The following is a 12,805-nucleotide window of genomic DNA, read 5'->3' as shown; positions in this document are numbered from 1 at the left end:
GAGGTGGCGGTCGACGCCGATGGCGAAGTGACGGTGCGGCACGTCAACTGCGCGGTCGATTGCGGCATGGTGGTCAATCCGGACACGGTCGAGGCGCAAATTCAGGGCGGCGTGATCTTCGGCTTGACGGCCGCGCTATATGGTGAGATCACCATCCGTGACGGCCGCGCCGAGCAGTCGAATTTCCACGACTACCGCATGCTGCGCATCGACCAGGCTCCACCGATCACGGTGCGCATCGTCGCCAGCGCCGAGGCGCCCGGCGGCATCGGCGAACCCGGCACCGCCGCTTTGGCGCCGGCGCTGACCAACGCCATCCACGCCGCCGTCGGCAAGCGCGTGCGCGTACTGCCGATCGGCCGCCAGTTGCAGAGCATATGAGGATAGCGATGAAATTGAAGACTTTGTTCAAGCCGGCCCTGATGTCCTGGTTGTTGTGCTCAATGCTGGATGCGCACGCAACGCCAGCGACTCAGGCGGTACAAGCGGCGCAACCGGCGCATGCGAGCCTGCCTGCGCCGACCGGCTTGCCGGATGCCGAGTTGATCGTGCGGGGCGCCTATCTGGCCAAGCTAGGTGACTGTATCGCCTGCCACTCGACTCCGGCCGGCAAAGCCTACGCGGGCGGCCTGCCGATGAAGACGCCGGTTGGTACGATCTACTCGACCAATATTTCCCCCGATCAGCTGACTGGCATCGGCGGCTGGAGCGAGCAGGACTTCGAGCGCGCATTGCGGCGTGGCGTGGCCAGGGACGGCCACAACCTATATCCGGCCATGCCGTATCCCTCTTATGCGAAAGTCAGCGATGCCGACGTGAGGGCGCTGTACGCGTATTTCATGCGCGGTGTACCGGCAGTGCGGCAGCCGAACCGCGAGTCGGCCATCGGCTTTCCGCTGAACCAGCGCTGGCCGCTCAAGGTCTGGAATATGCTCTTCCTCGACCGCACGCCGTACCAGGCCAAGCCGGCCAAGGACGCCGAGTGGAACCGCGGTGCGTATCTGGCGCAGGGGCTGGGCCATTGCGGCTCTTGTCACACGCCGCGCGGCGTCGGCTTTCAGGAACAAGCGCTGGACGAGGGCGGCTCGGCCTTCCTCGCCGGCGCCGCACTCGATGGCTGGTATGCGTCCAGCCTGGTCGGCGACCCACGCGCCGGCCTGGGCCGCTGGAGCGAGGCGGAGCTGCAAGCCTTCCTGCGCACCGGCGCCAACCCGCACGCGTCGGCCTATGGCTCGATGACCGACGTCATCAACAACAGCACGCAGTTCTTCAGTGAGCGTGATCTGGCGGCGGTGGCGCACTACCTGAAATCGATAGCCGGCGCGGTCTCCGTGACGCAGCGGAAGAATGTCGTCGCATCCGATAAGGGCGCGGGCGACGGCGCCAAGGTCTACCGCGTCTACTGCATGCAGTGCCATGGCGCCGATGGGCGCGGTCACGCGCCCTTGCTGGCGCCGCTGGCAGGCAATCCGACCGTGATCGACACGCATGCCTCGTCGCTGATCAACGTGACGCTCAACGGCACGCGCGATATCGTGATCGGCGGTATTCCGCAGCCGTATCCGATGCCTGCTTTTGGCAAGCTGCTCAACGATCAGCAAGTGGCCGACGCCGTCAGCTACATCCGGACCGGCTGGAACAACGGCGCGCCGCCGGTGACGGCGCAACAGGTGGCAAAGGTACGCAAGGAAACGCCAGCGACGCGCTGAACCGGCGCCGGCTGCCATTTTATTTTTTAAGAGGACGAGATATGAAAATCAAAGATGCCGTGGTGCTGGTCACCGGCGCCAATCGGGGCCTGGGCCTCGCCTACGCCCAGGCGCTGCTTGCCGGGGGCGCCAAAAAAGTCTATGCGGCGGCGCGTGATCCGGCCGACATCACGCTGCCCGGCGTGGTGCCGCTGCGGCTCGACGTCACCGACGCGGCCCAGGTCGCGGCGGCGGCGGCCGCTATCCCCGACCTGACACTGCTGATCAACAACGCCGGCATCGCCCGTCGCGTCGGCCTGATGGCGGACCATGCGGAATCGGCCGCGCGCGATGAGCTCGACACCAACCTGTTCGGCCCGCTGCGCCTGGCCCGTGCCTTCGCGCCCGCGCTGAAGGCGAATGGCGGGGGCGCCATCGTCAACGTGCTGTCGGTGTTGAGCTGGATTAGCGTGCCAGGCAGCGCCACCTACTGCGTGTCGAAGGCGGCGGCATGGTCGATGACGAACGGCTTGCGCAACGAGTTGCGCGAGCAGGGTACCCAGGTTGTCGCGGTACACATGGCCTTCATGGACACCGACATGGCCAGCCATCTCGATGTCGCCAAGACCAGTCCGCACACGGTCGCGGCCGCCACGCTGGAAGCGTTGGAGCAGGGCGGCCTCGAAGTGCTGATCGACGAGATCACGCGTAAGGCAAAGGCCGGATTATCGCTGCCGCACGGTGTGTACCTCGGAGCGGCGTGAGCGGCGCCGGCATTGAAATTATCGCAGCACCTGCCGCCGGGGCCACGGTCCGGGCGGCATAGTTCCAAGAGCTCCGCCGTTGGCGGCGCCGACATTTAACCTTATATTTAGGAATATCATGACCAATCCTCACTACCCAACCGACAAATCCGCGCTGTTGCTCGTGGACGTGCTCAATGACTTCCTGGCACCGGACGGCAAGGTGCACGCCAATATCAAGGACCAGCTGGAAAAGGTCGACCTGATCGCCAACCTGACCCGTTTGATCGCCGGCGCCCGCGCCGCCGGCCTGCAGATCGCTTACGCGCCGCATGGCCTGCACGAGCACAGTTTCGACGACGTCAAATACGTACCGGTGCGTATGCAATACGCGATGGAACATCAGGTGTTCTGGGAAGGCGAGAAGGGTTCGGACTTTTTCGAGCTGTTCCGTCCGCAGCCGGGCGACATCGTGTCGAGCCGCCATCGCACGTTCAATGGCTTCATAGGCACCGACCTGGACGAGAAGCTGAAAGCCCGTGGCATTGAAAAGCTGATCTTCGCCGGCCTGACCTCGCAAACCTGCGTCGAAGGCACGGCGCGCCACGCCACCGAAGCCGGCTACCACGTCACCTTCCTGACCGATGCCGTCGCCGAGTTCACGCCGGAAGCCCACAAGGCCGCGCTGGAGATTTCCTATCCAACATTCGGCCACGAAGTGCTGACGGTCGATACGATGCTGGCGGCGGTCGCCAAACCGGCCGCCTGATAAAAGCTTCCGCTCAGGCGGCGCGGCGCGCCCTGCCGGCGGCCGCGGCCGGGACGGAAGCTTTTTTTGTCTTGACGGTGGTGACCTTGGCCGGCTTTGTCTTGACGGCGGCCACCTGGGCCGTCGGTGGAGTTTCGCTGGCCGGCTTGGCTGTCTTGATGGCGGTCTTGCGTTTCGGCGCGGCGACGGCCGTCAATGCCGCCTTGGCCTTGGCGCCATCCTTGCGCGCCTTGGCCATCGGCGTCCCGTTCTGGAAGGCCACTCGCCGGCGTTCGCGTTCGGCGGCATAGGCCGGGCCGATGGTCGCGTCGCAATCGTCGAAGGTGAAGTCGCGCCCGCCGCCGGGAATTTGCCACAGGTCGTCGAGTTCGACGCCGCTGGCTTTGTGCACCAGCTTCACCGCCGGCTCGCCCTCTGGCAAATCGCGTAACCACGTCCGTCCCCAGGTGCGCAGCATCATCAGCAAGGGATCGAGGTCCTTGCCCATTTTCGTCGTGTGATATTCGTAGCGCGGCGGCCGCTCCAGATACTGGCGCCGTTCGATGACGCCATCCTGTTGCATGCGTTTCAGACGCAGCGTCAACAGGTGCGACGACATGCCGGTCTGTGCCTGTAGCTCGTCGAAGCGGTGCATGCCCATCGCCAGCTCGCGCAGGATCAGCATGGTCCAACGGTCGCCGACCATCAACAGCGACCGCGCGACCGGACATAGACTGTCGCAGTTTTCATCCCAACTCATCGTGCCCTCCCCAAGAAGCCATATTTTACACGCTTAACATCGTTTAACCGGCGGCGAAAAGTGACAATGGATCAAAGGCATGGCGCGCTTTGTCACGCGGCGCAGATTTAATATTTCTATATACTTCAAAAATTGAAGTTATAATTCGGCTGTCCTTTGCCGGTATTAATCCATTTCATTGTTCAAGGAGCCGTTATGAAATCATGGCCTTACCTCTCCGTCGCCGGCGCCCTGGTCCTGGCGTTCGGCGCCGCTGCCGCCGGCCCCGCCGTGGCGATCACCGCCGCCGCACCGGCCACGGCCGCCGCCGACGGCTACCACGCCAGCAGCACTGCCTTGTTGATCGTCGATCCCTACAACGACTTCATGACCAAGGGCGGCAAGTTGTACGACACCATCAAGCCGACGGCCGACGCCTCCGCCATGTTTGAGCACCTGCGCCAGATTATCCCGGCCGCGCGCGCCGCCGGCATCCAGGTGTTTGTGCTGCCGCACCATCGTTCGTTGCCAGACGGTTCGGACTATCCCGGCTGGCAGAACGTCAACCTGTTCGAGCAGAAGACGCATGGAATGAAGGCATTCGAAGCCGGCACCTGGGGCGGCGAATTCAATCCCGAGTTCGGCCCGAAAAAGGGCGACATCGTGATTCGCGAGCATTACGCACAAAACGGTTTTTCGAATACCGACCTGGACTTTGAGTTGAAGCAGCACGGGATCCGCAAGATCATCCTGGTCGGCGTGATCGCCAACAGCTGCATCGAGGCGACCGGCCGCTACGGCATGGAAATGGGTTACCACGTCACGCTGGTCAGCGACGCCGTCGCCGCCTTTGACGAAGAGGGCATGCGCGCCGCCAGGACCAACGCCCCGATGTTCGCCCACGCCATCGTGACCACCAGCGAACTGCTGACCAAGCTGCCGCCGCCGTAACAGCCCCCCGCCCGCTGGCTTGGCGGCGCTAGGCGAGCAGCGTGGCGTCCATCGTGATGTCGCAGCGGATGATTTTGGACAGTGTGCAGTTGGTCCGCGCCCGTCCCGCGCAGTGTTCAAACTGGGCCTGCGTCGCGCCCGGCACGGACGCTTCGACCGTCACGTGGATGCCCTGGATGGCGGGGCGCCCCTGATCGTCCTGGCCCAGGTCGACGCTCATCGTCGTCGCGATGTGATGGGCGACCAGTTCCAGCATACCGAAATTATTCGCCAGCGCCTGATTGAAGCAGGCCGCATGGGCCGCCGCCAATAATTCTTCGGGGCTGGCGCCGGGGGCCGCCGTCGAAGCGGCTGGCGTAGCTGTAAGGCTGGTTTTTCAGCACGGCGCTGGTGGTCGAAATGGCGCCGTCGCCTTGCTTCCAGTCGCCTTGCCAAGTGGCATGAGCGCTTGCTTTCATGGTTGTTCCTTTGAGTGGGGTGATAGCGCGAAGCGGGCGGTCGCGCGATAAGCTTTAAAATTTGAAGCTACAAGTCCAGCATACTCTGCGGCGGTTGTCGTGGCAAGCGCCGCCGCGCACGGTTGGTCCTTATCGCTTGACATCTTCGAGATGTAACTTCATTATTTGAAGTGTATTGGAAAAGGCTGCCCGAAACACCGGCTGCACCTCATTGTTGACCTTTCGTTCCGAGGTAATTCTTGACAGTTTCCGTTCATCCCGCCGCGGCCGCGCCCCCATCCCTGGCCGGCAGCGATTACCGCTTCGGCCCCTATCTGCTGATGCCGGCCCAGCGTTGCCTGCTCAACGCGGGCGGCGCGGTACGCCTGAGCAAGCGAGCCTTCGATTTGCTGACGGCGCTGGTCGAAAGGGCCGGTAGCGTCGTCTCGCACGGCAACCTGATCGCGCGCGCCTGGCCCACCACCGTGGTCGAAGAGGTCAACCTGCGCGTGCATATCTCGGCGCTGCGCGGCGTATTGCGCGCCGGCGGCGCGTCGCAGCGCTACATCGACAACGTGCCGGGCCAAGGTTATTGCTTCGTCGCGCCGGTAGCCGTGCTCGAGGCACCGCCCGTGGCCGCCGGCGAAACGGCGGCGCTGCTGGGCCGCGACTGCGAGATCGCCCGTCTGGCGGCCGACGTGCCGCGGCTGCGCTTCATTTCCTTGGTCGGCACTGGCGGCATCGGCAAGACGGCGCTGGCGCAGGCGGTCGGCGCGCGGCTGGCGGCCCAGGGCGAGTTTCGCGTCTGCCATATCGATTTCGGCGCGCTGGGCGACGGCGGCGCGGCGCTGGGCGTGCTTGCGCGGGCCGCCGGCCTGGCGCCGATGGCCGAGCGCGACGTCGTGGCGGCGCTGGCGCTTGGCTGGTCGAACCGGCCGCTGCTCGTTGTGCTCGACAGCTGCGAATACCAGATCCAGGAGGCGGCCGCGCTGGCCGACGCCTTGCTGGCGCATGTGCCCGGCGTGGCCCTGCTGGCGACCAGCCGCGAACCGTTGCTGGCGCATGGCGAAAGCATCGTCCGGCCGCCGCCGCTGGCGCTGCCGCCGCGGTGGCCCGGCATGGGCGCGGCCGATGTGCAAGGCTATCCGGCGGTGGCGCTGTTCGAACGCAGCGCTCGGGCGCGTCAGAAAGACTTCGTGCTGCGCGACGCCGATGCGGCGGCGCTGGCGGCCCTGTGCCAGCGGCTTGACGGCCTGCCGCTGGCGATCGCGCTGGCGGCCGAGCTGATCGAATCGTTCGGCATCGACGAACTGCTCGACAAGCGTCACGACCGTTTCTGCATGCTGGTGGCCGACGTCGCGCCCCGGCCGGCGCGCCACCGCACGTTGTGGGCGTCGCTGGAATGGACCTTCCAGCGCCTGCCGCTGCGTGAGCAGATCGTGTTGCGCCGCATGTCCGTGTTCCGCCTCAGCTTCAGCATCGCCGATGCGACGGCGGCGATCCGCTGCACGCGGCTGGCGCCGGCCGATATCCTCGACATCCTGATGGCGCTGGTGGCCAAGTCGCTGGTCAACGTCGAGCCGGGTGAGGGCGGCACGCGCTACCGGCTGCTGACCACGACGCGCACCTTCATGTTTGAAAAGCTGTGCGCGGCCGGTGAGCAGGGCCTCGGCATGGCCGGCGTCGATGGCGCGATGGAGGCCTACGCCGCCGCCGCGCAGGCGCCGGTGCACGCGCGATGACGCCGGCGCCGCCATCGCTGGCGAGGGCGGCGCCGGCCGCCGCCGGCTACCGCTTCCACCGCTTCGAGCTGGTGCCGCTGGCGCGCAGCCTGACTTGCGACGGCCGGCCGGTGCGCCTGAGTAGCCGCGCGTTCGACGTGCTGGTCTGCCTGGTCGAAAACGCCGGCACGCCGCTCAGCAAGCAACAGCTGATGGCTCACGTGTGGCCGTCGACCATCGTCGAGGAAGTCAATCTGCGGGTGCAGATGTCGGCCTTGCGCAAAGTGCTGGACGCGGGCCGGGACGGCTTGCACTACATCGACAGCGTGCCCGGCAGGGGCTACAACTTCGTTGCGCCGGTCGTCGCGTACACGGCCGCTGACGGCGCGGCGCCCATGCGTCCCGATCCGCATCTGCCGCGGGCGGACCGGCCAGGGCTGACGGCGCCGGCGCCGTGGCTGACGTCGTGGGCCCGGCCGGTGCTGGGCCGGGCCGGCACGATCGCCGGGCTGGTGCGCGAATTGCCGCAACGGCGTTTGCAATCGATAGTCGGCCCGGCCGGCGTCGGCAAAACCGTGGTCGCGCGCGAAGTGGCGGGGCGACTGGCGGCGCAATGGCAGCTGCGGGTATGTTTGGTCGACCTGGGCGGACTCGGCGACGGCTGTTCCGTGATCCAGGCGCTGGCCGCGGCGCTGGGACTGCCCCACATCGTCGGTCACGAGCCCGGTCATGACGGCGCCATCGGGCCACTCTTGCGCGAGCTGCGCAGGCGGCGCACGCTGCTGCTGTTCGACAGCGTCGAATGCCGGCGCCAGGAGACGGCCGCGCTGGCCACGCAATTGTTGCTGTGCCTGCCGGAACTGTGGATGCTGGCCACCGGCCGCGAACCCTTGCTGGCGCGCGGCGAGACGCTGCACCGGCTGGCGCCGTTTTCGCTGCCGGCCAGCGCCATTGGATTGACGGCCGATGCGGCGCTCGACTATCCGGCGATCCAGTTGTTCTGCGAGCGAGCGATGGCGCGCCGTGGTGACTTCTTGCTGCGTGACCGCGACGTCGGCGCCTTGGTCGAGCTGTGCCGGCGGCTGGACGGCTTGCCGCTGGCCATCGAGTTGGCGGCCGCGCGCAGCGAACTATTCACCATCGCTGAAATTCTGGCCCAGATGGATTACCGCTTCCACTTGCTGGCCGACGGCCGCCGCACGGGCCTGCAACGCCACCGCACCATGTGGGACGCGCTGGACTGGGGCGTGCGGCGTCTGCCGGCACAGGAGCAAATCGTGCTGCGCCGGCTGTCCGTGTTCCAGGGCGGCTTCAGCCTCGATTGCGCCACGGACGCGGTCAGCTGCGTTTTCGTGCCGGACCGGTGTGTGCCGCAGGTGCTGGCCAGCCTGGTGGCGAAGTCGCTCCTCGCGGCCGAGGCGGATACGCCCGGGCGGCCGTACCGGCTGCTCAACAGCACGCGCGCCTATGCCGACGAAAAGCTGCGTGGCTCGCTCGATGAGCAGCGCTTCCCGGCGCGCTGGCATCCGCGCCCGGAGGCGCCGGGGCGTCGGCTCGACGGCGCGGTCGCGGCCGAGGCGCCGGCCGCGGCTACGATTGCCGGCACTATTACCTCGCCGCCGTCACGTTAAAACGTGTTAAAGGTGTAAAATATGAAGCTACTGGTGATTTAAAAAGGTAGCTGGATGAGTTGGGATGAAATTAGTTCTAGTGTCTGTCCCATCGGCCGCTCGCTGGGCCTGGTCGGGGACCGCTGGACACTGCTGATTTTGCGCGAACTTGGCATGGGCACCCATCGCTTCGATGAGTTGCAGGCGCAGACCGGCATGTCGTCGCACCTGCTGACGACGCGGCTGAAGCGGCTGGAAAAAGATGGCATCATCGAGCGCCGCTTGTACACCGAGCGCCCACCGCGCTACGAATATCACGCCACCGCCAAAGGCAAGGAACTCGATCCCATCCTGATGATGTTGCGCAGCTGGGGCCGCAAGTGGGAGGGCGATTGCCCTCCCGGCGAATCGTCGTGCCGCCTGGTGCATAAAAAAAGCGGCATCGAGCTCGACCATTTGTGGCAAGTGCCGCCCGACGATCAGCCCACCTTCACCTTCGACGACGTCGAGCCGACCATGGGACCGACCTTCGCCGCCGAGCGCGAGGAACGGCGCGCCGGTTTCCAGGCGCAGCAGCAGGCCGCCAAGCGGCGCGCCGCCAAGGCCCGCACGTGACGGCGCCGCGCCGCGCGGCTGCCCCCGCTTATTGCGCCGCGTCCAGCGCGCCGCGCGCCACCAGCGCCCGCCGCACGCCGGCGCCATAGGCGGCGTCGGCGCGGTCGAACAGGGCCAGCTGGCGCAGCATGGTTGGCGCGCTGGTGCGCGCCAGGGCCGTGGCCAGGTTGTCGAATAAATTATTCTTTTCCTGTCCCGGCAGCAGCCGGAACAAATTGCCGGCCTGGGTCCAGTAATCGGCCTCGCCGCGTTCATCGTAGCGGCCGGTGGCCCCGGACAGCGGCCAGCCCTGGTCGCCGTGGCCGAAGCCGTGCGGCTGCGTGCCTTCGGACTATACCGGATCGTAATTGCGCGTCGCCGCGCCATTGGCGATCGCCATCTGGCCGTCGCGCTGGTGATGGTGGGTCGGGCAGTGCGGCGCGTTCACCTGCAAATGCTGATGGTTGCTGCCGACCCGGTACAGCTGCGCGTCGTGATAGCCGAACAGACGGCCCTGCAGCATCTTGTCCGGCGAATAGCCCATGCCTGGCACCACGTTGGCCGGCGAAAACGCGGCCTGCTCGACTTCGGCGTGATAGTTGGCCGGGTTGCGGTTCAATTCGACGGTGCCGACAGGGATCAACGGGAAGTCGGCGTGCGGCCATACCTTCGTCAAGTCGAAGGGATTCCAGCCGGTGCGCTGTTCCCACGCGCCGAGTTCACCCCTGGTCGCCACTTGCAGGCTGACATCCCAGCGCGGGAAGTCGCCGTCCGCGATGGCGAGCAACAGGTCGCGCTGCGCGTAGTCGGGATCGCTGCCGGCCAGCGCCGTGGCCTGCTGCGCTGACAGATTGCGGATGCCCTGGCGCGTACGCAAATGCCATTTGACGAAGGTGGTCTCGCCTTTTTCATTGATCAGGCTAAAAGCGTGGCTGCCGAAGCCGTCCATGTGGCGGTAGCCGTCCGGCGTGCCGCGGTCCGAGAACAGCATCGTCACCTGGTGCAGGCTTTCCGGCGCGCGGCTCCAAAAATCGAACATCATCTCGGCCGATTTCAGGTTGGTGTGCGGGTCGCGTTTTTGGGTGTGGACGAAGTCGGGGAATTTGATCGGATCGTTGATGAAGAACATCGGCGTGTTATTGCCGACCAAATCCCAGTTGCCATCCTCCGTATAAAACTTCATCGCGAAGCCGCGCGGATCGCGCTCGGTGTCCGCGCTGCCGCGTTCGCCGCCGACGGTCGAGAAGCGCACAAACATCTTGGTCTGCTTGCCGATCTGGCTGAACAACCGCGCCTTGGTGTAGCGGCTGATGTCGTGCGTGACGGTGAAGGTGCCGTAGGCGCCGGAACCCTTGGCGTGGACCACGCGTTCGGGTATGCGCTCGCGGTTGAAGTGCTGCAGCTTCTCGATCAGATGAAAGTCTTGCAGCAGCAGCGGGCCGCGCGGACCGGCGCTGAGCGAATTCTGATTGTCGGCGAGCGGGATGCCGGCGGCGGTCGTCAAAGGTTTTTGCTGACTCATGGATGTCGATGGTGGTGATGGAAAAGCCGATTATAGGAAGCGTTTTTGTCGGCTATCTGTTTAATCTTGTTAAGCGCCGTGGCCTCCGAAAAATGCTTAACAACGATTACCGGCACGGTGTGGGTTAACCGTCACATGGCGCTGCATCTGGAGGTCGGGTTCGGCGGCGCCAAGCAGTCCGGGGTCGGTCAGCAGCAGGGCATCGCCGGTATCGAGGAATTCACCCAGGTCAGGGGGGCAGCGCGGCGCCGGGCTGAAGCGGACGGCGCAGACGCCATCGCCGCGCCGCCCGCAGCCTCAAGCTTATTCGGCGTGGTGGTAGCGCAGCATGATGCGGCGGTAGCCGCCGTCGCGGCGCAGGGCTTGGAAAGCCGCGGTCCATTTCTGCGCTTCGGCCGGCGCCATGCCTGGTGCGCCGGCCAAATAGACATCGACACGGCCCAGTACCGCGCCGTCGCGCAAGGTGTCGACGTTTACGCCGGACATCGCCTGGTCGGTGGCGAACAGACCGCCGAGCACGACGATGGCATCGATGCGGCCGGCCATCAGCTTGGCGACATTGTTGGCGGTGTTGGTGGTGGTCTGGATATCGGCGAAGCCGATGCGGCGCGCCAGCGCTTCGGCCGGTCCGCCCAGCATGACGCCGATGCGCAAGCCCTTGGCGGCATCGACGCTGCTGATGTCGATGCGGGCGTCGCGCCGTGTGACGAGCGTGATCGGTTCCTGCATCAGCTTGACCGGCCATGAATAATTCATTTCGCGTTCCGCCAGGCGGGTGATCGATCCAAGCGAATCGCGCTGGGTGCGCAGCATTGCGATCTGGCGTCGCAGCGGCACCACATGGACCGTACCGCTGTGGCCGGCGCGCAGCGCCGTTTCGTGGATCAGCTCATACATCAACCCGCGCCGCGGCGCGCCATCCGGGTAGGCGTAGGGCGCCACGTTGCCGACGTACAGCATGGTTTCGGCGTGGGCGGCGGCTATGAGCGTGGACAGCAGCGTTGCGCGGATCAGCCACGCAACAGGGGATGGGCAGACGGCCATGACGACACCTCGCGAAGTTACTTTGGATATTGAAGTCTATGGGCGGTGAAGTCAAGCGCCATGGTCGATGCGGATCTTTTTACTTTATTTAACTACTTCAAAATATGAAGTGATTGTTAGACTGGGCAGCAAACCATTTCTGGTCTGACTTAAATCGAAAGTGAAGCAACCATGAGCAAACTCGCCAACAAAATCGTCCTCGTGAGCGGCGCCTCCAAAGGCATAGGCGCGGCCATCGCCCGCCAGCTGGCCGCCGACGGCGCCACAGTGATCGTCAACTACTCCAGCAGTGTCGCCGGCGCCGACGCCACCGTGGCCGCCATCAAGGCGGCCGGCGGGAACGCCGTCGCGATGCAAGGTGATTTCTCCAGGGAGGCCGACATCGTGCGCGTGTTCGGCGCCGTTCAGCAGCAGTACGGCAAGCTTGACGTGCTGGTCAACAACGCCGGCGTCTACCAGTTCGGTCCGCTCGAAGAATTGACCGAAGCGCATTTCCGCGTTCACTTCGACCTCAACGTGATGGGCCTGCTGATGGCCTGCCGCGAAGCGGTCAAGCTGATGGGCGATGCGGGCGGCTCCATCATTAATATCGGCTCCGTCGTCGGCCGCATGTCGACGCCGAACGCCGTCGTCTATTCGGCCACCAAGGGCGCCGTCGATTCGTTGACGGTGTCGCTGTCGAAGGAACTGGGCGCACGCAAGATCCGCGTCAACGCCCTCAATCCGGGCATGATCAGCACCGAAGGCACGACCAGCATCGGCATCACCGAGGGCGAGTTCGGCGACTACATGGTGGCGCACACGCCGCTGGGCCGCATCGGTACCGGCGCCGACGTGGCGCCCGTGGCCTCTTTCCTCGCCTCCGACGACTCGGCCTGGGTCACCGGCCAGTACATCATGGTCGGCGGCGGCGTGACGTTCTAGGCACATGATGAACGAACCGGACGATGATGACTTCACGCCGCGCCAGTGGGAGCCGTCCGAACGGCCGTCGACGCCCGGCGCGCC

The 12,805-nt window shown here is 65.5% G+C and carries 13 protein-coding genes and 2 pseudogenes; 10 read left to right on the top strand and 5 right to left on the bottom strand.

Translation table 11 applies throughout. The features are described from left to right. The 4 genes from Q0S71_RS25045 to Q0S71_RS25030 form a co-directional block, all read left to right on the top strand. A partial coding sequence (locus Q0S71_RS25045; protein ID WP_296001726.1) for a molybdopterin cofactor-binding domain-containing protein occupies nucleotides 1-381 on the top strand: 381 nt, incomplete at its 5' end. 62 nt (nucleotides 382-443) lie between these two features. Further along, entirely contained in the window at nucleotides 444-1,709 is a 1,266-nt protein-coding gene (locus Q0S71_RS25040) for a cytochrome c (protein ID WP_296001727.1), read from the top strand. Nucleotides 1,710-1,750: 41 nt separating this feature from the next. Next, nucleotides 1,751-2,452 (top strand): SDR family oxidoreductase, encoded by a 702-nt coding sequence (locus tag Q0S71_RS25035; RefSeq protein WP_296001724.1) that lies wholly within the window; start codon nucleotides 1,751-1,753, stop codon nucleotides 2,450-2,452. Between the two features lie 118 nt (nucleotides 2,453-2,570). Continuing rightward, nucleotides 2,571-3,200, top strand: a complete 630-nt coding sequence (locus Q0S71_RS25030) for an isochorismatase family cysteine hydrolase (protein WP_296001722.1) — start codon at nucleotides 2,571-2,573, stop codon at nucleotides 3,198-3,200. A gap of 13 nt (nucleotides 3,201-3,213) precedes the next feature. Here Q0S71_RS25030 and Q0S71_RS25025 read toward each other — a convergent pair whose 3' ends face one another. Next, nucleotides 3,214-3,939, bottom strand: coding sequence for a helix-turn-helix domain-containing protein (locus Q0S71_RS25025; protein WP_296001720.1), 726 nt, complete (start codon nucleotides 3,937-3,939; stop codon nucleotides 3,214-3,216). A gap of 195 nt (nucleotides 3,940-4,134) precedes the next feature. On the opposite strand from Q0S71_RS25025, the gene Q0S71_RS25020 reads away from it, so the two are divergent. Continuing rightward, complete coding sequence (locus tag Q0S71_RS25020; RefSeq protein ID WP_296001718.1) at nucleotides 4,135-4,869, top strand: isochorismatase family cysteine hydrolase; 735 nt, start codon at nucleotides 4,135-4,137, stop codon at nucleotides 4,867-4,869. A 28-nt stretch (nucleotides 4,870-4,897) separates the two neighbouring features. Here Q0S71_RS25020 and Q0S71_RS25015 read toward each other — a convergent pair whose 3' ends face one another. Both Q0S71_RS25015 and Q0S71_RS25010 read right to left on the bottom strand, forming a co-directional pair. Further along, entirely contained in the window at nucleotides 4,898-5,179 is a 282-nt protein-coding gene (locus Q0S71_RS25015) for an OsmC family protein (protein ID WP_296001717.1), read from the bottom strand. Next, nucleotides 5,133-5,327 (bottom strand): hypothetical protein, encoded by a 195-nt coding sequence (locus Q0S71_RS25010; RefSeq protein ID WP_296001715.1) that lies wholly within the window; start codon nucleotides 5,325-5,327, stop codon nucleotides 5,133-5,135. Before Q0S71_RS25010 ends, Q0S71_RS25015 begins: the two co-directional genes overlap by 47 nt. 239 nt (nucleotides 5,328-5,566) lie before the next feature. On the opposite strand from Q0S71_RS25010, the gene Q0S71_RS25005 reads away from it, so the two are divergent. From Q0S71_RS25005 to Q0S71_RS24995, 3 genes are read left to right on the top strand one after another with little or no spacing between them, the layout of a single operon-like run. Beyond that, on the top strand, nucleotides 5,567-7,048 hold the full coding sequence (locus Q0S71_RS25005; protein ID WP_296001713.1) for a winged helix-turn-helix domain-containing protein: 1,482 nt from the start codon (nucleotides 5,567-5,569) through the stop codon (nucleotides 7,046-7,048). Beyond that, nucleotides 7,045-8,658, top strand: a complete 1,614-nt coding sequence (locus Q0S71_RS25000; protein WP_296001710.1) for a winged helix-turn-helix domain-containing protein — start codon at nucleotides 7,045-7,047, stop codon at nucleotides 8,656-8,658. The genes Q0S71_RS25005 and Q0S71_RS25000 overlap by 4 nt, the downstream gene beginning before the upstream one ends. A gap of 54 nt (nucleotides 8,659-8,712) precedes the next feature. Further along, complete coding sequence (locus tag Q0S71_RS24995; protein WP_296001707.1) at nucleotides 8,713-9,252, top strand: helix-turn-helix domain-containing protein; 540 nt, start codon at nucleotides 8,713-8,715, stop codon at nucleotides 9,250-9,252. A 28-nt stretch (nucleotides 9,253-9,280) separates the two neighbouring features. On the opposite strand, the pseudogene Q0S71_RS24990 reads toward Q0S71_RS24995, so the two are convergent. Next, nucleotides 9,281-10,753 (bottom strand): annotated as a pseudogene (locus tag Q0S71_RS24990) (catalase). A 78-nt stretch (nucleotides 10,754-10,831) separates the two neighbouring features. On the opposite strand from Q0S71_RS24990, the pseudogene Q0S71_RS27475 reads away from it, so the two are divergent. After that, nucleotides 10,832-10,975 (top strand): annotated as a pseudogene (locus tag Q0S71_RS27475) (aldehyde dehydrogenase family protein); the annotation flags it as partial. A gap of 81 nt (nucleotides 10,976-11,056) precedes the next feature. Here the strand turns inward: Q0S71_RS27475 and Q0S71_RS24985 are convergent. Then, on the bottom strand, nucleotides 11,057-11,797 hold the full coding sequence (locus Q0S71_RS24985; RefSeq protein WP_296001705.1) for an ABC transporter substrate-binding protein: 741 nt from the start codon (nucleotides 11,795-11,797) through the stop codon (nucleotides 11,057-11,059). Between the two features lie 171 nt (nucleotides 11,798-11,968). Here Q0S71_RS24985 and Q0S71_RS24980 point away from each other — a divergent pair, with 171 nt between their 5' ends. Then, nucleotides 11,969-12,721 (top strand): SDR family NAD(P)-dependent oxidoreductase, encoded by a 753-nt coding sequence (locus tag Q0S71_RS24980; protein WP_296001703.1) that lies wholly within the window; start codon nucleotides 11,969-11,971, stop codon nucleotides 12,719-12,721. Nucleotides 12,722-12,805 lie beyond the last annotated feature (84 nt).

The sequence above is a fragment of the Rugamonas sp. genome (assembly GCF_025354735.1).
GTDB lineage: Bacteria > Pseudomonadota > Gammaproteobacteria > Burkholderiales > Burkholderiaceae_D > Rugamonas.
The sequence above is the reverse complement of the archived record's forward strand: the minus strand, read 5'-3'. Positions and strand labels throughout refer to the sequence as shown.

What these genes read in the sequence shown, in the direction of transcription:
- Q0S71_RS25040 (WP_296001727.1), top strand. Translation starts at nt 444, where the DNA reads ATGCTGGATGCGCACGCAACGCCAGCGACTCAGGCGGTACAAGCGGCG.
- Q0S71_RS24980 (WP_296001703.1), top strand. Translation starts at nt 11,969, where the DNA reads ATGAGCAAACTCGCCAACAAAATCGTCCTCGTGAGCGGCGCCTCCAAA.
- Q0S71_RS25010 (WP_296001715.1), bottom strand. Translation starts at nt 5,327, where the DNA reads ATGAAAGCAAGCGCTCATGCCACTTGGCAAGGCGACTGGAAGCAAGGC.
- Q0S71_RS24985 (WP_296001705.1), bottom strand. Translation starts at nt 11,797, where the DNA reads ATGGCCGTCTGCCCATCCCCTGTTGCGTGGCTGATCCGCGCAACGCTG.
- Q0S71_RS25030 (WP_296001722.1), top strand. Translation starts at nt 2,571, where the DNA reads ATGACCAATCCTCACTACCCAACCGACAAATCCGCGCTGTTGCTCGTG.
- Q0S71_RS24995 (WP_296001707.1), top strand. Translation starts at nt 8,713, where the DNA reads ATGAGTTGGGATGAAATTAGTTCTAGTGTCTGTCCCATCGGCCGCTCG.
- Q0S71_RS25000 (WP_296001710.1), top strand. Translation starts at nt 7,045, where the DNA reads ATGACGCCGGCGCCGCCATCGCTGGCGAGGGCGGCGCCGGCCGCCGCC.
- Q0S71_RS25035 (WP_296001724.1), top strand. Translation starts at nt 1,751, where the DNA reads ATGAAAATCAAAGATGCCGTGGTGCTGGTCACCGGCGCCAATCGGGGC.
- Q0S71_RS25020 (WP_296001718.1), top strand. Translation starts at nt 4,135, where the DNA reads ATGAAATCATGGCCTTACCTCTCCGTCGCCGGCGCCCTGGTCCTGGCG.
- Q0S71_RS25025 (WP_296001720.1), bottom strand. Translation starts at nt 3,939, where the DNA reads ATGAGTTGGGATGAAAACTGCGACAGTCTATGTCCGGTCGCGCGGTCG.